The organism is Selenomonas sp. F0473, assembly GCF_000315545.1.
In the GTDB taxonomy this organism is placed as follows: Bacteria; Bacillota; Negativicutes; order Selenomonadales; family Selenomonadaceae; genus Centipeda.
This window is the reverse complement of the sequence record NZ_JH992902.1, coordinates 476180-492857: the sequence shown is the minus strand read 5'-3', so window position 1 is coordinate 492857 and position 16678 is coordinate 476180. Positions and strand designations below refer to the sequence as shown.

19 protein-coding genes are annotated in these 16678 nt (G+C 59.8%); all 19 read left to right on the top strand.

Annotated elements, in window-relative coordinates; genetic code table 11:
- The first annotated feature begins 1 nt into the window (after position 1).
- On the top strand, positions 2-1795 hold the full coding sequence (locus tag HMPREF9161_RS02270; protein WP_009728060.1) for a bifunctional homocysteine S-methyltransferase/methylenetetrahydrofolate reductase: 1794 nt from the start codon (positions 2-4) through the stop codon (positions 1793-1795).
- On the top strand, positions 1792-2319 hold the full coding sequence (locus HMPREF9161_RS02265; protein WP_009728059.1) for a nitroreductase: 528 nt from the start codon (positions 1792-1794) through the stop codon (positions 2317-2319). The genes HMPREF9161_RS02270 and HMPREF9161_RS02265 overlap by 4 nt, the downstream gene beginning before the upstream one ends.
- Positions 2320-2533: 214 nt before the next feature.
- Positions 2534-3094, top strand: a complete 561-nt coding sequence (locus HMPREF9161_RS02260; RefSeq protein WP_009728058.1) for a hypothetical protein — start codon at positions 2534-2536, stop codon at positions 3092-3094.
- Between the two features lie 210 nt (positions 3095-3304).
- Positions 3305-3577: an ACT domain-containing protein gene (locus tag HMPREF9161_RS02255; protein ID WP_009728057.1), complete on the top strand. Its 273-nt coding sequence runs from the start codon at positions 3305-3307 to the stop codon at positions 3575-3577.
- A 15-nt stretch (positions 3578-3592) separates the two neighbouring features.
- On the top strand, positions 3593-4954 hold the full coding sequence (locus HMPREF9161_RS02250; protein WP_009728056.1) for a PFL family protein: 1362 nt from the start codon (positions 3593-3595) through the stop codon (positions 4952-4954).
- Positions 4955-4972: 18 nt separating this feature from the next.
- Positions 4973-5602 carry an endonuclease III gene (gene nth, locus HMPREF9161_RS02245; protein ID WP_009728055.1) on the top strand — a complete coding sequence of 210 codons (630 nt, stop codon included), beginning with the start codon at positions 4973-4975 and terminating at the stop codon, positions 5600-5602.
- A gap of 57 nt (positions 5603-5659) precedes the next feature.
- Entirely contained in the window at positions 5660-6673 is a 1014-nt protein-coding gene (gene aroF, locus HMPREF9161_RS02240; RefSeq protein WP_009728054.1) for a 3-deoxy-7-phosphoheptulonate synthase, read from the top strand.
- Entirely contained in the window at positions 6670-7560 is an 891-nt protein-coding gene (locus HMPREF9161_RS02235; RefSeq protein WP_009728053.1) for a prephenate dehydrogenase/arogenate dehydrogenase family protein, read from the top strand. The genes aroF and HMPREF9161_RS02235 overlap by 4 nt, the downstream gene beginning before the upstream one ends.
- A 103-nt stretch (positions 7561-7663) precedes the next feature.
- Positions 7664-8278: a transcriptional repressor LexA gene (lexA, locus tag HMPREF9161_RS02230; RefSeq protein WP_009728052.1), complete on the top strand. Its 615-nt coding sequence runs from the start codon at positions 7664-7666 to the stop codon at positions 8276-8278.
- Positions 8279-8379: 101 nt separating this feature from the next.
- Positions 8380-9486 carry a cobalt-precorrin-5B (C(1))-methyltransferase CbiD gene (cbiD, locus tag HMPREF9161_RS02225; RefSeq protein ID WP_009728051.1) on the top strand — a complete coding sequence of 369 codons (1107 nt, stop codon included), beginning with the start codon at positions 8380-8382 and terminating at the stop codon, positions 9484-9486.
- Positions 9487-9488: 2 nt separating this feature from the next.
- Positions 9489-10130 carry a precorrin-6y C5,15-methyltransferase (decarboxylating) subunit CbiE gene (cbiE, locus tag HMPREF9161_RS02220; protein WP_009728050.1) on the top strand — a complete coding sequence of 214 codons (642 nt, stop codon included), beginning with the start codon at positions 9489-9491 and terminating at the stop codon, positions 10128-10130.
- Positions 10130-10705 (top strand): precorrin-6Y C5,15-methyltransferase (decarboxylating) subunit CbiT, encoded by a 576-nt coding sequence (cbiT, locus tag HMPREF9161_RS02215; RefSeq protein WP_009728049.1) that lies wholly within the window; start codon positions 10130-10132, stop codon positions 10703-10705. The genes cbiE and cbiT overlap by 1 nt, the downstream gene beginning before the upstream one ends.
- 9 nt (positions 10706-10714) lie before the next feature.
- Positions 10715-11470: a precorrin-4 C(11)-methyltransferase gene (gene cobM / locus HMPREF9161_RS02210; protein WP_009728048.1), complete on the top strand. Its 756-nt coding sequence runs from the start codon at positions 10715-10717 to the stop codon at positions 11468-11470.
- Complete coding sequence (locus HMPREF9161_RS02205; protein ID WP_009728047.1) at positions 11467-12555, top strand: cobalt-precorrin 5A hydrolase; 1089 nt, start codon at positions 11467-11469, stop codon at positions 12553-12555. Before cobM ends, HMPREF9161_RS02205 begins: the two co-directional genes overlap by 4 nt.
- On the top strand, positions 12543-13298 hold the full coding sequence (cobJ, locus tag HMPREF9161_RS02200) for a precorrin-3B C(17)-methyltransferase (protein ID WP_009728046.1): 756 nt from the start codon (positions 12543-12545) through the stop codon (positions 13296-13298). Before HMPREF9161_RS02205 ends, cobJ begins: the two co-directional genes overlap by 13 nt.
- Positions 13295-14077 (top strand): precorrin-6A reductase, encoded by a 783-nt coding sequence (gene cobK, locus HMPREF9161_RS02195; RefSeq protein ID WP_009728045.1) that lies wholly within the window; start codon positions 13295-13297, stop codon positions 14075-14077. Before cobJ ends, cobK begins: the two co-directional genes overlap by 4 nt.
- Positions 14078-14097: 20 nt before the next feature.
- Positions 14098-14733: a precorrin-8X methylmutase gene (locus tag HMPREF9161_RS02190; protein ID WP_009728044.1), complete on the top strand. Its 636-nt coding sequence runs from the start codon at positions 14098-14100 to the stop codon at positions 14731-14733.
- A 19-nt stretch (positions 14734-14752) separates the two neighbouring features.
- Positions 14753-16117 (top strand): cobyrinate a,c-diamide synthase, encoded by a 1365-nt coding sequence (locus HMPREF9161_RS02185; protein ID WP_009728043.1) that lies wholly within the window; start codon positions 14753-14755, stop codon positions 16115-16117.
- Complete coding sequence (gene cobU, locus HMPREF9161_RS02180) at positions 16105-16677, top strand: bifunctional adenosylcobinamide kinase/adenosylcobinamide-phosphate guanylyltransferase (RefSeq protein ID WP_009728042.1); 573 nt, start codon at positions 16105-16107, stop codon at positions 16675-16677. The genes HMPREF9161_RS02185 and cobU overlap by 13 nt, the downstream gene beginning before the upstream one ends.
- Position 16678 lies beyond the last annotated feature (1 nt).

The window sequence follows — 16678 nt, the reverse complement described above, 5'->3', positions numbered from 1 at the left end:
TATGACACAGGGACGTGCAGATATACGGGAACATTTGAAAGCGGCGCCGCTCATCTTTGACGGCGGCATGGGCACCTATTACGCGCAGCGCATGCATACGCGCGGCAAAGGCGTCGAACTTGCGAACATCGAGACCCCGATCGTCGTCGGGGACATCCATACGGAGTATCTGCGCGCGGGGGCGCAGGCCGTCAAGACGAATACATTTGCCGCGAACCGCATCGTCTACCAAGGGGACGAGAAACTTGTGCGCCGCATCATCGGCGCCGGATGGGAGGTCGCGGTACGTGCGGCTGCGCCGTTTGACGCCTTCGTCTTCGCGGATATCGGCCCCGTCATGGGACTGCCCCACGCGGATATCGTTGACGAGTACCGCTTCCTTGCGGATAGTTTCCTTGCGCTCGGTGCGCGGCATTTCATCTTTGAGACCAACTCCTCCGACGAGGGGCTGATCGAGACCGCGGCGCATATCAAGCAAAAATGTCCCGAGGCGTTCGTTCTCAATTCATTCTCCGCCTATCCGGGCGGCTATACGCGGGACGGACGGTTTGTCGAGGACCTTGTGCGCGCCGTCGCGGGCAGCGGCTCCGTCGATGCCGTCGGCTTTAACTGTGTGAACGGTACGCGGCAGATGAAGGAGCTCATTCGTCATCTCGGGACGCTCCCGCTGCCGCTCTCGCTTATGCCGAATGCGGGGCATCCCGTCATCGTTGACGGACGCACCTTCTACGAGAGTGCGCCCGATTACTTCGGCTCGAGCCTCGCCGCCGCTCGGCGGGATGGCGTTGCCATCCTGGGCGGCTGCTGCGGCACGACGCCCGCACATATCAAGGCCCTCTGCGATGCGCTCGCGGCACAAGGCGATATCGCGCCGGAGGAGGACGAGGAAGCGCCGCTGCGCATCGCGGCGCTGCCGAAAAGCCCGTTCTACGAGGCGCTCAAATCGGGCGTGAAGCCCATCGCCGTCGAACTTGACCCGCCCGAGACCGGCAACGCGGACAAATTCATGGAGGGCGCACGGGAACTCATAGCGGCGGGCGTCGATGCCGTCACCATTGCGGACAATCCCATCGCGCGCGCACGTATGGATGCGGCGATGCTTGCAGGGCGGCTGCACAGGGAACTCGGCATTGAGCCGATTCCTCATATGACCTGCCGCGACCGCAACCTCAACGCCATCAAGTCGCTTCTCCTCGGTCTGAGCGCCGAGGGCGTGCACAACATCATCACCATCACGGGCGACCCCATCCCGACGGCGGAGCGGGACGAAGTCAAGAGCGTCTATCAGTTCAACTCGCGCAAGCTCGCCTCCTTTATCACGAGTCTCGGCAATCGCGGCGAAGTCGTGCCATTCCACATCTTCGGCGCGCTCAACGTCAACGCAAAATTCTTCGGCACGCAGATCAACCTCGCGAAGAAGAAGGTTGAGGAGGGCATGATGGGGTTCTTTACCCAGCCCGTCCTCAGCGAACATGCCAAGGAAAATATGCGCGCCGTGCGCGAGACCTTCCCCGAGGCGCTCCTCCTCGGCGGCATCATGCCCGTTGTCAGCGAGCGCAACGCGCGCTACATGGAGAGCGAGATCACCGGCATTCACGTCGAAGAGCGCATTATCGACATGTACCGCGGCCTTGACCGCACGGCGGCAGAGGAACTGGCAGTGAAACTCTCCCTCGAGATCGCGGCGGACATCGAACCCTATATCGACGGCTACTACGTCATCACGCCGTTCTCACGAACGGCGCTCGTCGCAAGGATTGTAAAAGAACTTCGACAGAGGAGGAATCGGACATGAATGAAGTTATTAAGGCGATGATCGAACGCCGCAGCATTCGGAAGTTCAAGTCGGACGCTGTGCCGAAGGAACTCATCGATCAGGTCATCGAGGCCGGTCTTTATGCTGCGAGCGGCAAAGGAAAGCAGTCGCCGATCGTCATTGCCGTCACGCAGCCGGAACTGCGCGCAAAGCTTGCACGCGACAACTGTCGCATCGGCGGCTGGAAAGAAGGGCACGATCCCTTCTACGGTGCGCCCGCGGTTCTCATTGTACTTGCCCCGAGGGATTGGGGCAACGGTGTCCGCGACGGCAGCCTCGTCATCGGAAACCTCATGCTTGCCGCCCATTCGCTCGGCCTCGGCAGTATTTGGATCAACCGCGCGCGCGAGGAGTTCGAGGAGCCGGCCTACCGGGAACTCCTGCGTTCTCTCGGCATCGAAGGCGACTACGAGGGGGTCGGACACTGTGCGCTCGGCTACATGGACTGCATACTGCCGAAACCGCCCGCGCGCAGACCGAACCGCGTCTATTACGTTGAATAGCGCGCGCCTGTTAAGAAAAGGCATTCTCAACATGTTATCCGTTGGGAATGCTTTTTATATGGGCACGGTTCCGTCTATGAAAGATAGATATTTTAATGGCCGCATGACATAAATATGTCGTGTGAAACAAGACCGTACTAACATAAAAGAGAGCGTCTGCCGGCTTTCTTTTTTTGAATGAATGCGTTAAAATAAACGTATGGGAGGTCTTTGTATGGCACGGCTGACATTGGAACAGGCGAAGGAAATCCTCGCTAAACATACGACGGAAGAGCATCTCTTTACCCATGCGGCGGCAGTCTCTGCGGCGATGGAGCGTATGGCGGAGCATTTTTGCGGCGATGCGGCGCACTGGGCGGCAATCGGCTGGCTACACGACGTGGATTATGAGAAATATCCTGACGAGCATTGCCGGCACGTTCGCGAGATGCTTGTGCCGGAGGGTGTCGACGAGGCGGATATCCGCGCGATCATCTCGCACGGGTATGGCATCACAACGGAGGAGTATGAGCCCGAGAGCGATACGGAGCGCAGTCTCTTTGCCGTGGACGAACTGACGGGAATCATACACGCCTATGCGCGGATGCGGCCGGAGGGGCTTGACGGTATGGAGGTTAAGTCTCTCAAGAAAAAGTTCAAGGATAAACGATTCGCCGCGGGATGCAGCCGTGAGATCATCACGCGCGGTATTGAGAAGCTCGGAATGGAGCCGGGCGAGGTGATGCGGCTCACAATAGAAGGCATGCAGCGGCATCAGGGGGAACTGGGCTTTTGATAGTTCCGACGCCGGCCTTCACGTCCAAAACGGAAAATTTAGGCAGGCGGATTGAAAAAGACGGCTCGTACCGCGTTTCAGATAGTACGGCCGCCTTTTTTATTCAAAAAGGGATTTGATCATATAAGAATTGGCAGCGATGCGAGGCTTTATTTTATGGGGGGGATTTGATATAATGGGACATATTTTTATCTGTGAGGAGTGGCGAAGATGAAGCTGGTTGTGACGATCGTCGGGCGCGATCAAGTCGGTATCGTGGCGATGGTGAGCGGGGTTCTCGCGGAGCAGCGTGTCAACATTGTGAACGTGAACCAAAACATCATGGACAGTTTTTTCAATATGGTCATGATTGCCGAGATGCCGGATGATTCGGACATTCGGCTGAAGGAACTGCAGGCGCTCCTGCGTGAAAAGGGCGCAGCATACGGCCTTGAAATCAAGCTGCAGCATCAGGAAATCTTTCAAGTGATGCACAGCGTCTAGGCGGGGAGCGGCAGAGTGATTACTTTTGAGGATATTCGGGAAACCAACCGAATGATTACGGAGAACCGGCTCGACGTGCGAACCATTACAATGGGCATCTCGCTGCGGGACTGTGCACATCCAAACATCGAAAAGTTTTGCGGGAATGTGTATGAGAAGATTACGCATGCGGCGGAGTTCCTTGTGCGTACGGGAGAAGACATCGAGGCGGAGTACGGCGTTCCCATCATCAACAAGCGCATCTCCGTGACGCCGATTGCGATTGCGGCGGACGCCTGCCAAACGGATTCCTTCGTGCCTGTCGCGGAGGCGCTTGACCGCGCGGGCAAGGCGGTCGGCGTGAACTTCATCGGCGGGTTCTCGGCGCTCGTGGAGAAGGGCTTCGCCCACGGCGACCGGGTGCTTATCGACTCGATTCCGCAGGCGATGGCGGCGACGGATATCGTCTGCGCGTCGGTGAATATCGGCTCGACGAAGGCCGGCATCAATATGGATGCCGTGCGCGAGATGGGGGATATGATTAAGCGCACGGCGGAACTGACGCGTGAGCAGGAGGCTATCGGCTGCGCGAAGATCGTCGTGTTCTGCAATGCGCCGGGAGATAATCCGTTCATGGCGGGCGCATTCCACGGCGTTGCCGAGGGCGACCGCGTGATTAACGTCGGCGTCAGCGGCCCGGGCGTCGTCAAGCATGCGCTTGAGGAGCTGAAAGGGGCGGACTTCACAGAGATCGCCGAGACGGTCAAGCGCACGGCGTTCAAGATCACGCGTGTTGGACAGCTTGTTGCCCGCGAGGCATCGCGCCGTCTCGGCGTGCCGTTCGGCATCATCGACCTCTCCCTCGCGCCGACCTCCGAGGTCGGGGACAGTGTCGCACGCATCCTCGAGGAGATGGGGCTGGAGGCGTGCGGCGCGCCGGGGACGACGGCGGCGCTCGCCCTCTTAAACGATGCGGTAAAGAAGGGCGGGCTGATGGCAAGCTCTCATGTCGGCGGCCTATCGGGGGCGTTCATCCCCGTGAGCGAGGATGAGGGGATGATTGACGCAGTACAGCGCGGCAGCCTCTCTATTGAAAAGCTCGAGGCGATGACCTGTGTCTGCTCGGTCGGCCTCGATATGATCGCGATTGAAGGCGATACGCCCGCCGCGACGATCGCAGGCATCATCGCGGACGAGGCAGCCATCGGCATGGTCAACAATAAGACGACGGCGGTGCGCGTCATCCCCGTGCCGGGGAAAAAGGTCGGCGAGGGCGTCTCCTTCGGCGGACTCCTCGGTTATTCTCCGATTGTGCCTGTGCGCAGCGCGTTCAGCTCCGCGGCGTTCATTGCGCGCGGTGGGCGGATTCCGGCGCCGACGCGTTCTTTAACGAATTGATATGACAGACTGATATTTATGAGAGTAACGAAAGCAATTAAGGCGGAACAGCTCCGCATTCTTCGCGAGACCTATCCGAACGCGCAGCCGGCACTCCACTTCGCTAGCCCGTTCGAACTGCTCGTCGCGGTGATTTTATCCGCGCAGTGTACGGATGCCCGCGTCAATATTGTGACGAGCCGTCTCTTTCCGCGCGCGAATACGCCCGCGGCGATTGCGGGGCTCGGACAGGCGCAGCTCGAGACGGCGATTCATGACTGCGGTTTTTTCCGCATGAAGGCAAAGCATATCCTTGAGACCTGCGACATCCTGCTGAGAGAATACGGCGGCGAGGTTCCGGCAGACTTCGAGGCGCTGCAAAAACTCCCGGGCGTCGGGCGAAAGACGGCGAACGTCGTGATGAGCGTCGCTTTTCATACGCCCGCCATCGCGGTCGACACCCATGTGTTCCGTGTGTCCAATCGGCTGCATCTCGCGGTCGGGAAGACGCCGCTCGAGGTGGAGAAGGGGCTGCAGAAGGCGATCCCCCGAGAGGATTGGAGCGACGCGCATCATTGGTTAATTTTGCACGGACGTAGGATATGTAAGGCGCGAAAGCCACTCTGCGCAGAGTGCCCGCTCGCTCCCGTATGTCCGAGCGCCGCTTAACGGAGATTGAGCGCCCGCAGTCCATAGGCTGTGATAAGGCAGTAGGAGGAATCTATTATGATTGTTGTTATGAGCCCGCGCGCGACACAGGAGAATGTGGACCGAGTCATGGCGAAAATCGAGCAGGCAGGTCTGCATATCCATCCGTCGCGGGGCGAAGATCGGCTGATCATCGGCGTGATCGGGGATAAAAAGGCCATCTCGGCTCTCGAAATGAACATGATGGAAGGCGTTGAAAAAACCGTTCGCATTACGGAAAAGTATAAGCTCGTCAGCCGCGATTTCCACCCCGCGAATACGATTGTCGATGTGGCGGGATTCCCTGTCGGCGGAGAGCAGCTCGCGATCATGGCGGGACCGTGTTCGGTCGAGAGCTACGATCAGCTCTATGAGGTCGCGGTCAAAGTGAAGGAAGCGGGCGCACAGTTCCTCCGCGGCGGCGCTTTTAAGCCGCGCACAAGCCCCTATGATTTTCAAGGGCTCGGGCTCGAGGGACTCAAGATTCTGCGCGACGTGGCGGATAAGACGGGGCTGCGCGTCGTCACCGAAATTGTGGACAAGGACGACCTCGAGATGGTGTCCGAATATGCCGACCTCCTGCAGATCGGCGCGCGCAATATGCAGAATTTCCAAATGCTCAAGGCGATCGGCAAGTCACAGAAACCCGTGCTCTTTAAGCGCGGACTGTCGGCGACCATCAGCGAGTGGCTGAACGCGGCGGAGTACATCGCCTCGGGCGGCAATGAGAACATCATTTTCTGCGAGCGCGGGATCCGCACGTTCGAGACCTACACGCGCAATACGATGGATCTCAATGCGGTCGCAGCGCTCAAGGAACTGACGCATTTTCCGGTCGTCGCGGATCCAAGTCACGGAACGGGGCGTTGGCGGATGGTACGCCCGATTGCCCGCGCTTCCGTCGCGGTCGGTGCCGACGGCCTCATCATCGAGGTACACTGTCATCCCGAACTGGCACTATCGGATGGCGACCAGAGCCTCATTCCGCGGAAATTCGAAATGCTCATGGACGAGGTCCGTCAGATTGCGCCCGCCGTCGGGCGCAGCGTATGAGTATGACGAACCTCGCCATCATCGGCGTCGGACTCATCGGCGGCTCGCTCGGGCTCTGTCTGAAGGATAAACGCGGCGACGCGATCCGTATTACGGGACTGTGCAGGACGGAGGAATCCATGCGCCGCGCGGTGGAGATGGGAGCGGTGGATGCGGCGTCTGCCGATCTTGCCTTCGTTGTCGGCGATGCGGATATCGTTTTTCTGAGTCCGCCCGTTCTGCAGATCGTGCCGATGGTGCGGCGTATTCTGCCGTTCCTCAAAGACGGCGCGATCCTCACGGATGCGGGAAGTACGAAGGGCTTCCTGTGCGAGGAACTGAAAAAAATTCTGCCGCCAAACATCTATTATGTCGCGGGACACCCCATGACGGGACGGGAGCAAAGCGGCGTCGCGGCGGCGACGAAGGAGCTTTTCCGCGGCAAGGCCTATGTGATCATCGATGATCCCGCGGTACCGCAGGCGGTGATGGAGCGCTTAATGAACGTCCTGCATGATACGGACGCTAACTTTACGACCCTCGATCTCGCGCGGCATGACCGCTGCGCCGCCGTGATCAGTCATGTGCCGCACCTCGCGGCCGCCGCGCTCGTTACGCTGCTCAACCGCAGCGGCGACGACCTTGATTCCTGCCTCAAGCTCATCGGCGGCGGGTTCAAGGATACGACGCGTATTGCCTCCTCCAATGCCGATATGTGGGCGGACATCTGTATGACGAACCGTCGGCCGATTGTCGACGCGCTGCATGAGATGCGGGCGATTCTCGGGACGGTTGCCGATGCCGTCGAAACGGGAGATCGCGCGGCGATTTACGATTATTTCACGGCGTCGAAGAAACGGCGTGACGGCATTCTGCATGATGCCGAGCAAAAATTTGATACGAATTGATGGGTTTTTGAATTTTTTTGCAGGAACCCTCTTTTTTTTAGAACGTATATGTGATACAATGACCTCAATAGTATGTGCGTGATTCTACGAGGGGGTATGGGCTGTGAAGAAAACGAGAATATCCACGAGACGTCAGTCTGAGATACTACAGTACATTAAGGACTTCTTGATCGACAAGGGATATCCGCCGTCGGTGCGTGAGATCGGCACCGCGGTCGGGCTGAAATCCAGCTCGACCGTGCACCGCTATCTCGCTATGCTCGAGGAGAACGGAGCGATCCGCCGCGATGCGACGAAACCCCGTGCGATTGACATCATGGGAGAGAATCCGTGGGGCAGAACCATCCCCATCCCTCTCGTCGGTACTGTGACGGCGGGCGAGCCCATCCTCGCAGAGCAGAACGTGGAGGAGGTATTCTCGTTTCCCCGTGCGCTCCTGGGCACGGCGGAGGATGTGTTCATGCTGCGGATCCAGGGCGACAGCATGATCAATGCCGGCATCTTTGACGGCGACTTTGTATTGGTGCGTCAGCAGCCGACGGCGAATAACGGCGACATCGTCGTTGCGCTGATCGACAGCGAGACGGCGACGGTGAAGCGCTTTTACCGCGAGAAGACCTGTATTCGTCTGCAGCCGGAGAACGACTCGATGGAGCCGTTCTACGAGAAGGATGTGCAGATCATGGGCAAGGTCATCGGTCTCTACCGTCATATATAAGAGTTCGTTCGGGAGCGTTGCGCGAAAAGCGCGGCGCTCCCTTTTCATTTTCAGGGAAGAATGTTATAATAATCCTGTTTTCTGGTAGAATGAGGCGGGATATGGAAAAGGCAGAACTTCGCAGCGGATATACGACCGGCGCATGCGCGGCCGCAGGGGTTAAGGCGGCTTTTTTATTCCGTGCAGGCGAGGATTGGCACGAGGTTGCGCTTACGGCGCTCGACGGCACGCCGCTCACGATTCCCGTTAAGGAGGTCGCTGTGACGCCGGACGGGATCCGCGCGGAAGTCGTCAAGTTTTCGGGAGACGATCCCGACATAACGAACGGCGCGTCCGTGTTTACGACGCTGACCCCGCGCGACGACCTCGACGGGATCGAGTTCCGCGCGGGCGAGGGGGTCGGTACGGTAACGAAACGCGGCATGAGTCTCCCCGTGGGGGAACCGTCCATCAACAAGGGGCCGCGCGAGCTCATTCGCCGCGTCGTGGCTGAGATGACGGGAACGGAAGATTTCGGCGCCGTGGTTACCATCTCGATTCCCGCGGGGGTCGAGCTCGCGAAGAAAACGCTCAATCCCGTGCTCGGCATCGAGGGCGGCATCTCCGTGATCGGTACGACGGGCGTGCTGCGTCCGATGTCGGAGGAGGCGTTCAAGGATTCTCTCGTACCGCAGATCGATGTGGCGCTCGCCGCCGGGATGGACACGCTGGTATTCGTGCCCGGCAAGATCGGGGAGCGCATCGCGCTGACCATCGGCGTGCCGCAGGAGGCCGTTGTTGAGACGAGCAATTTTATCGGCTTTATGCTCGACCGTGCGGCAGAGCGCGAGGCGAAGAATATCGTCATCCTCGGGCATACGGGCAAGCTTGTGAAGATTGCGGCGGGCGTGTTCCACACGCATAACCGCGTTGCGGACGCACGCCTTGAGACACTCGCCGCCTATGCGGCTGCCGAGGGCTTGAGCACCGAGGGCGTTCGTACGATTCTGTCCTCCAATACGACGGAGGACGCGATGGAATGCATCGCGGCGGCGGGGCTCTCGGAAGCCGTCTGCGCGGCGATTGCAGAGCGGGTTCACGTGCGTGCGGAGCGGTACCTTTTCGGAAAGGTGCGCGTCGGTGCGATTATGGTGAACTTTGCGGGCGATATTCTCGGTGTGGATGACGCTGCCCGTGCGATTGCCCGCGAACACGGCTGGAGGCTTTGAGCATGGAGCATAAGATTATCGTTGTGGGCATCGGCCCCGGAGATTCTTCCTATCTTTTGCCAAAAGCACAGAATTATATCGAAAATGCGCGTATCCTAGTGGGCGGGCGCCGCGCCCTCGCGGATTATTCGAACGGGCGGGCAAAGGAGTGCGCCATCGGCGCGGATATTCCCGCCGTGCTCGACTTCATCCGTACTTCGCTCGACGAGGACGATGTTGTGGCGATGGTTTCCGGAGATCCCGGGTATTACTCGCTGCTGGATGCGCTTAGACGCACGTTTCCCATTCGTCAAATCGAGGTCGTTCCGGGCATCGGCTCGCTCCAGCTTGCCTTTGCACGGCTCGCGCTGCCGTGGCACGGCGCGCGTCTCCTGAGTTTTCACGGGCGGGAGCCGCTGCCCGAAGAATTAAGATATGCGCCGTCGGCAGTGCTCGGTATGCTGACGGACGGGCAGAATAACTCGCGGACGATTGCGGCGCGGCTGCTTGACTCCGGTTGGCATGACACCGACCGCATGTATATTTGTACGCGCCTTTCCTATGCGGACGAGCATATTGAGGAAACGACGCTCGGTGCGGCAATGCACGAAGCGCCTGCCGGACATGGCGTTATTATTGTTTGTGCGGATGGGGAGAATACGTGATGAATATTGGAATCAAAGACGAAGCTTTCGTTCGCGGGAAGGTGCCCATGACGAAAGAAGAGATTCGCGTTCTAACGCTCGTTAAGGCGCGGATCGCGCCGGATGCCGTCGTCTACGACGTCGGCGCGGGGACAGGCTCGATCTCCATTGAGGCGGCACGGCTTGCACCGCAGGGGCATGTGTATGCGATTGAGAAGAATCCCGAAGGGATTGCGCTCATCGCGGAGAATGCCAATAAATTCGGCGTCGCAAATATTTCCGTGGTCGAAGGGACCGCGCCCGATGCGCTCGCGGGACTGCCGGAGCTCGACGCGGCCGTTATCGGCGGGAGCGGGCGCAAACTTGCGGATATCCTCGATATCGTCGGCGCGCGGCTGCGCCCGGCCGGACGTATTGTGGCGAATGCGATCACGATGCAGACGGTTGCCGCGTGTCTCGATTATTTCCATGCGCATAAGGATGTTTATTCCTATGAGGCGATACAGGTACAGATCAATCGGCTGGAGCGCGTCGGTCCCTACGATATGGCGAAGGCGCTCAATCCGATCTATATCATTACGGCGGAGAGAAAGTGAGGAGAGCAGATGATTCATATTGTCGGCGCGGGCCCCGGAGACCCCGAACTTATTACAGTGAAGGGATCGCGCTATCTTGCGGCGGCGGATGTCGTGATTTATGCGGGCTCGTTGGTCAACCCCGCGCTGCTGGACTACTGCAAAAAGGATGCGGATATTCATAACTCGGCGCATATGACGCTCGACGAGGTTGTCGAGGTCATCGCGCGCGCGGAGTCTGAAGGGAAGATGACAGTGCGTCTGCATACGGGGGATCCCGCAATCTACGGTGCGATCCAGGAGCAGATGGACGCATGGAAAAAGCGCGGATTCGAATACGACGTTGTGCCGGGCGTCAGTTCTTTCCTCGGGACGGCGGCGGCGCTCCGGCAGGAGTATACGCTGCCCGGGATCTCGCAGACGGTCATCATCACGCGCAACGAGGGGCGGACCCCCGTGCCGGAGCGCGAGAAGCTGCGCAGCCTCGCCGCGCACCATGCGACGATGTGTATTTTCCTCTCGATTTCGATGATCGATGAAGTTGTTGCCGAGCTTACGGCGGGCGGCTATGAGATCACGACGCCGATTGCGATTGTGCAGCGCGCGACGTGGCCGGAGCAGAAGATTCTGCGCGGTACGCTCGAGACGATTGCAAAGCAGGTGGCATCGGAGGATATCGACCGTACGGCAATGATCGTCGTCGGCGACTGTCTCAATACGGAATACGATCTCTCGCGTCTCTATGACGCCGGGTTCTCGCATATGTTCCGGGACGCGAAGAAATGAGAACGGCGCTCTTTGCGCTGACGACGGGCGGGATACGGCTTGCGCTGCATCTCTATGATGCGCTTGACAGCGCCGGAACGCTCTTTTTCCCCGAGCGGCTGCGGGGACATGTGCCCGCGGAATGCGAAGCGCAGTATTTCCGACGGCTTGCGGATGCGATACGGGATGCGTTTGGGCGTTATGATACGCTCGTCTGCGTCATGGCGACGGGGATCGTCGTCCGCATGATCGCGCCCTATATCGACAGCAAACTGTATGATCCCGCCGTGCTCGTATTCGACGAGCAGGGACGGCATGGGATTAGTCTCCTATCGGGACATGTCGGCGGCGCGAATGCATGCACACAAAAACTCTGTGCGGCGATCGGCGCCGATCCCGTCATTACGACGGCGACCGACGTGACCGGCGTGCGCGCTCCCGATGCGGTTGCCGCGCGGCTCGCGCTGCGTCCCGTGCCGAAAGCGGCAATACAGGTGCTCAACACCGCGCTGCTTGAGGGAAAGCATATCGACTATTTCCTCGATGCGGCGCTGACGCAGTGTGATTTTTACGAAGCGGAACTGCGCGGCGCGCATATCTCAACGGTACGTTTTCGGGAAGAACTTTCGCCCGTAGAGGAAGGGCGGTACCGCGTCATCATCACCTTGCCGGAGCGTGTTCCGGCGGAGGTGCCGGATCGCACGCTCTATCTGACGCCGCGCCGTCTCATTGCGGGCGTCGGGTGCCGCGCAGGTGTGCCGGAGGACGATATCCTCCGGGCGCTGAACGAGGCGTGCGGGCAGATTGGGCGGAATGTATCCTGCATTGACCTCCTTGCAAGCACGGAGGTCAAGCGTGAGGAAGAAGGCCTTCTCGCAGCCGCGCGGACGCTCGGGCGGGAGATTATCTTTTACACGCGCGGCGAGCTCGCGCATATGGTCGAACGATACGGGCTGAAAGAGTCCGATTTTGTCAAGCGGACGATCGGCGTCGGGAATGTGTCCGAGGCGGCGGCGCTCTGCGCGGCGGGAAATAACGGCGGGCGTATGGCGCTCGGCAGGACAGTATTAGGGAAAGTGACGGTGGCACTCTTATGGGAAAAATAAGTGTTGTGGGCATCGGCCCCGGCAGCCTTGACGACATGACGTACCGTGCGCGGCGTGTGATCGAAGAGGCTTCGGTCGTCGTCGGCTACAAGCGCTATGTGGATCTGATTGCGGAGATCGTTGAGGGCAAGAAGGTCCTCGATACGGGCATGACACAGGAGATTGACCGCTGTCGTGCGGCGATTCAGGAAGCGATGGACGGTGAGAACGTGGTCGTCATCTCGAGCGGCGATGCCGGCATCTACGGTATGGCGGGACTCGTGCTTGAACTGCTTGTCAAGATCGACGAGACGGCGCGTCCGGAGTTCGGCGGGATCGTTCCCGGCGTTTCGGCAATGAGCGCGGCGGCCGCGCTGCTCGGCGCGCCGATTATGCACGACTTCGTTGTGATCAGTCTTTCGGATTTGCTCACGCCGTGGGAGATTATCCAAGAGCGTGCGGAACTTGCGGCAAAGGGGGATTTTGTCGCGGCGCTTTATAACCCGCGGAGCAATAAACGCGTGGGGCAGATCAATGCGGTGCAGGATATTTTCCTGCATCATCGTTCTCCCGAGACGCCGGTCGGCGTCGTGACGGGCGCAAGCCGTGAGAATGAGGCGGTGCTCATCTCGACGCTCGGCAGCTTTACGAAAGAGGATATCAATATGTTCTCGCTCGTGATTATCGGCAACTCCAAGACGCGCTCCGTGGGGGATTGGATGATTACGCCGCGCGGCTATCAGAAACGGGAGCCGGGACTTTGATTTTCGTTGCGTCCGGCACGCAGGACGGACGGGAACTGGTACGACGCCTCTGCGCCGCCGGACACGACGTGGCGGCGTCGGTTGTGAGTTCCTATGGGGAACAGCTCCTTGCCGCGCAGCGCACCGCAGGCGGCGGGAATCTGATCATCAACGATACGCCGCTCGACGAGGACGGACTGCTCGATTTTTTTAAGGAGCACGACATTCGCATTTTTGTGGATGCGACGCATCCCTACGCGGTCAATGTCTCGCGTAACGCGATGGCGGCCTGTACGGCGGCCGGTCTGCCCTATATCCGCTACGAGCGCGATGTGACAGATATATCCTATGAGAACGTACATCTCGTACACAGCTACGAAGAGGCATGTGAAACCGCTGCGTGTCTTGGGAAAACGGTGTTCCTAACCACAGGAAGCCGGAATCTCGAGCGCTTTGTGAAGGCACCGACACTCAAAGACCGTACGATTATTGCGCGCGTTTTGCCGACGGCGGAGGTGATCGCGCTCTGCGAGGACCTCGGGCTGACGCCCGCGCAGATCGTCGCGATGCAGGGCCCTTTTTCGCGGGAATTGAACCGCAGCATGTATGAGAAGTACGGGGCCGATGTCATTGTGACAAAGAACAGCGGTATGGTCGGCGGTACGGATGAAAAATTCCAAGCGGCGGAAGACCTCGGACTGCCCGTCATCGTCATTGACCGCCCCGTGCTGGATTATCCGAATCTTGCGCACACCTTTGAGGAAGTGCGGGAATTTGTCGATTCCATCAAGGAATCATAAGGAAGAATGGGAGAATAACAATGGATTTTATTAAAGAGCCGATGGCAATTGAAAACCGCAGTATGGAGCTGATCGTACCGCATCTCGCGGCACTCGGACTGGATGAGGCTGCGACGAAGGTATATTCGCGTCTCATTCACGCGTCGGGGGATGTGGGCTACGCGCCGATTATCCGCGTGCATCCGGAGGCAATTGCCGTTGCGATGGATGCGCTGCGCAAGGGAGCGCACGTCTACACCGACGTTGAAATGGTGCGCACGGGCATCAATAAGAAGAAACTCGCCTCCTTCGGCGGGGAGGTACACTGTCTCGTTGCCGATCCCGATGTCGCCGCACGTGCGAAGCGGGAGGGGATCACGCGCTCGATGATCGCGATGCGTCAATTCGGCAAGAATCTGAACGGCAGCATCGTTGCCATCGGCAACGCGCCGACGGCGCTCTTCGAGGTGCTGCGCATGGTACGTGAAGAGGGGATTCGCCCCGCCTGCATCGTGGGGATTCCCGTGGGCTTTGTCGGCGCCGCGGAGTCGAAGGCTGAGCTTGCGGCAAACGGCATCGTTCCCTATATCACGGTGGAGGGGACAAAAGGCGGCAGCCCCATCGCGGCAGCTGCGGTCAACGCGATGATGTATCTGATCGACAATACGCGTCCGTAATCGGGCGGGAGGAGCACGTATGGAGTGGAACATACCCCGTATCGTCGTTGCGGCAACGCAGTCGGGCGGTGGCAAGACAACGCTCGTCACGGGGCTCCTTGCAGCCCTTCGGGCGCGGGGGCTGACCGTGCAGTCGTTCAAGGTGGGACCCGACTATATCGACCTCGGCTACCACCGAATGGCAAGCGGTCGCGCGGGGCATAATCTCGATACATGGCTCGTCCCGGAATCTCGTCTCACAGAGATATTTGCACGCGAATGCGAGGGCGCCGATATCGCCGTGATCGAGGGGGTTATGGGGCTCTACGACGGCGGGCAGAGCGGCATCAGTTCGACGGCATCGATTGCAAAGGCGCTGCATGCGCCGGTGCTGCTCGTCATCGATGCAAAATCGGTCGGCGCATCGGCGGCGGCGACGGCGCTCGGGTTCCGTACCTATGATGCGGACGTCAATCTCGCGGGCGTGCTTATCAATCGCCTCGGGAGCGCGACGCATGAAGAGATGATACGCGCGGCAATGACGGGCATCGATATGCCCGTTTTTGGCGCGCTGCGGCGCGATGCCGCGCTTGCGCTGCCCGAGCGTCATCTTGGCCTCACGCCCGTCGAGGAAAATGAGGCGGCTGAGACAATCCGCGCGATTGGCGCACAGGTGGAGGCGGGGCTGGATATTGCGCGCATCATAGAGCTTACGCGCAGCGCGCCGTCGCTTTCGTATGTGCCGGCTGCGCGGCGGAGTGCAGAACCGTCCTGCCGCATCGGGATTGCGCGCGACGACGCATTTTCCTTTTACTATGCCGCCAGCCTTTCCGAACTTGAGGCGCACGGGGCGCAGCTCGTTCCATTCAGCCCGCTCCATGATGCGGAGCTGCCCCGGGTGGACGGCCTTATCATCGGCGGCGGCTTTCCCGAGATGTTTGCCGCGCAGCTCGCGGCGAATACGTCGATGCGCGCGTCCATCCGTGCGGCGGCGGGGCGGGGTATGCCCGTCTACGCCGAGTGCGGCGGCTATATGTATCTGATGGAGACGCTCGTCGACTTTGCGGGGACACCGCATGCGATGGCCGGCGTATTCTCCGGTACGGCACGTATGACAGAAAAACTGCAGACGGTCGGCTATGTGGATGCGGTGCAGAATATAGATACCGTATTCGGTGCGGCGGGGCTCTCGCTGCATGGACATGAGTTCCATTTCTCCGTGGAAGAGGGGGAGATCGAGGGAGCTGCGCGCCCCTTCACCTTTACCAAGATGCGCAGCAGGACGAAATATCCGGCGGGGCGCGCTCTTCATCGGACGCTCGGCAGCTATCTCCATCTGCACTTTGCCGGCTGTCCGACGGCGGCCGCGTCGTTTGTGGAGGCATGCCGCACATGGGACAGATGATTCTTGTGACGGGCGGCGCGCGCTCGGGAAAATCTACGTTTGCAGAGCGCTATGCGGCGCACTGCGCGGCACAGCGGAATACCTCCGTCGCCTATATTGCAACCTCGCAAGTCTACGATGAGGAGATGCGCCGGCGTGTGCGGCTCCACCGGTCCCGCCGCCCTGCGGACTGGACGACTTACGAGGCGCCCTATGAGGCGGCTGCGGCGATTCGTGAGGCGGGTGCGCGGCATGGGGTCGTTCTCTTTGACTGTATTACGATGTTCCTCAGCAACGATATCCTGCGGTATTCCGAGGAGGAGCAGCAGGCGGATGCGTTTGCGGGGCGTGTGCTCTCGCGCATAGACGAACTCATCTGCGCGGCGCAGGCGGCGGACGGTACGACCGTCTTTGTGACGAACGAGGTCGGGACGGGCATCGTTCCGGAGAACAGGCTTGCGCGCCTCTACCGCGATATGGCGGGGCTCGCGAATCAACGCTTGGCCGCACATGCGGACAAGGTTTATCTCGTGACCTGCGGGCTCGCCGTGGACATCCAGAAACTGGCGGAGGATATTTAGT

What these genes read in the sequence shown, in the direction of transcription:
- HMPREF9161_RS02255 (WP_009728057.1), top strand. Translation starts at nt 3,305, where the DNA reads ATGAAGCTGGTTGTGACGATCGTCGGGCGCGATCAAGTCGGTATCGTG.
- aroF (WP_009728054.1), top strand. Translation starts at nt 5,660, where the DNA reads ATGATTGTTGTTATGAGCCCGCGCGCGACACAGGAGAATGTGGACCGA.
- cobJ (WP_009728046.1), top strand. Translation starts at nt 12,543, where the DNA reads ATGGGAAAAATAAGTGTTGTGGGCATCGGCCCCGGCAGCCTTGACGAC.
- cbiT (WP_009728049.1), top strand. Translation starts at nt 10,130, where the DNA reads ATGAATATTGGAATCAAAGACGAAGCTTTCGTTCGCGGGAAGGTGCCC.
- cbiE (WP_009728050.1), top strand. Translation starts at nt 9,489, where the DNA reads ATGGAGCATAAGATTATCGTTGTGGGCATCGGCCCCGGAGATTCTTCC.
- HMPREF9161_RS02235 (WP_009728053.1), top strand. Translation starts at nt 6,670, where the DNA reads ATGAGTATGACGAACCTCGCCATCATCGGCGTCGGACTCATCGGCGGC.
- nth (WP_009728055.1), top strand. Translation starts at nt 4,973, where the DNA reads ATGAGAGTAACGAAAGCAATTAAGGCGGAACAGCTCCGCATTCTTCGC.
- cbiD (WP_009728051.1), top strand. Translation starts at nt 8,380, where the DNA reads ATGGAAAAGGCAGAACTTCGCAGCGGATATACGACCGGCGCATGCGCG.
- HMPREF9161_RS02270 (WP_009728060.1), top strand. Translation starts at nt 2, where the DNA reads ATGACACAGGGACGTGCAGATATACGGGAACATTTGAAAGCGGCGCCG.
- HMPREF9161_RS02190 (WP_009728044.1), top strand. Translation starts at nt 14,098, where the DNA reads ATGGATTTTATTAAAGAGCCGATGGCAATTGAAAACCGCAGTATGGAG.
- HMPREF9161_RS02265 (WP_009728059.1), top strand. Translation starts at nt 1,792, where the DNA reads ATGAATGAAGTTATTAAGGCGATGATCGAACGCCGCAGCATTCGGAAG.
- HMPREF9161_RS02205 (WP_009728047.1), top strand. Translation starts at nt 11,467, where the DNA reads ATGAGAACGGCGCTCTTTGCGCTGACGACGGGCGGGATACGGCTTGCG.
- HMPREF9161_RS02260 (WP_009728058.1), top strand. Translation starts at nt 2,534, where the DNA reads ATGGCACGGCTGACATTGGAACAGGCGAAGGAAATCCTCGCTAAACAT.
- cobM (WP_009728048.1), top strand. Translation starts at nt 10,715, where the DNA reads ATGATTCATATTGTCGGCGCGGGCCCCGGAGACCCCGAACTTATTACA.
- cobU (WP_009728042.1), top strand. Translation starts at nt 16,105, where the DNA reads ATGGGACAGATGATTCTTGTGACGGGCGGCGCGCGCTCGGGAAAATCT.
- HMPREF9161_RS02185 (WP_009728043.1), top strand. Translation starts at nt 14,753, where the DNA reads ATGGAGTGGAACATACCCCGTATCGTCGTTGCGGCAACGCAGTCGGGC.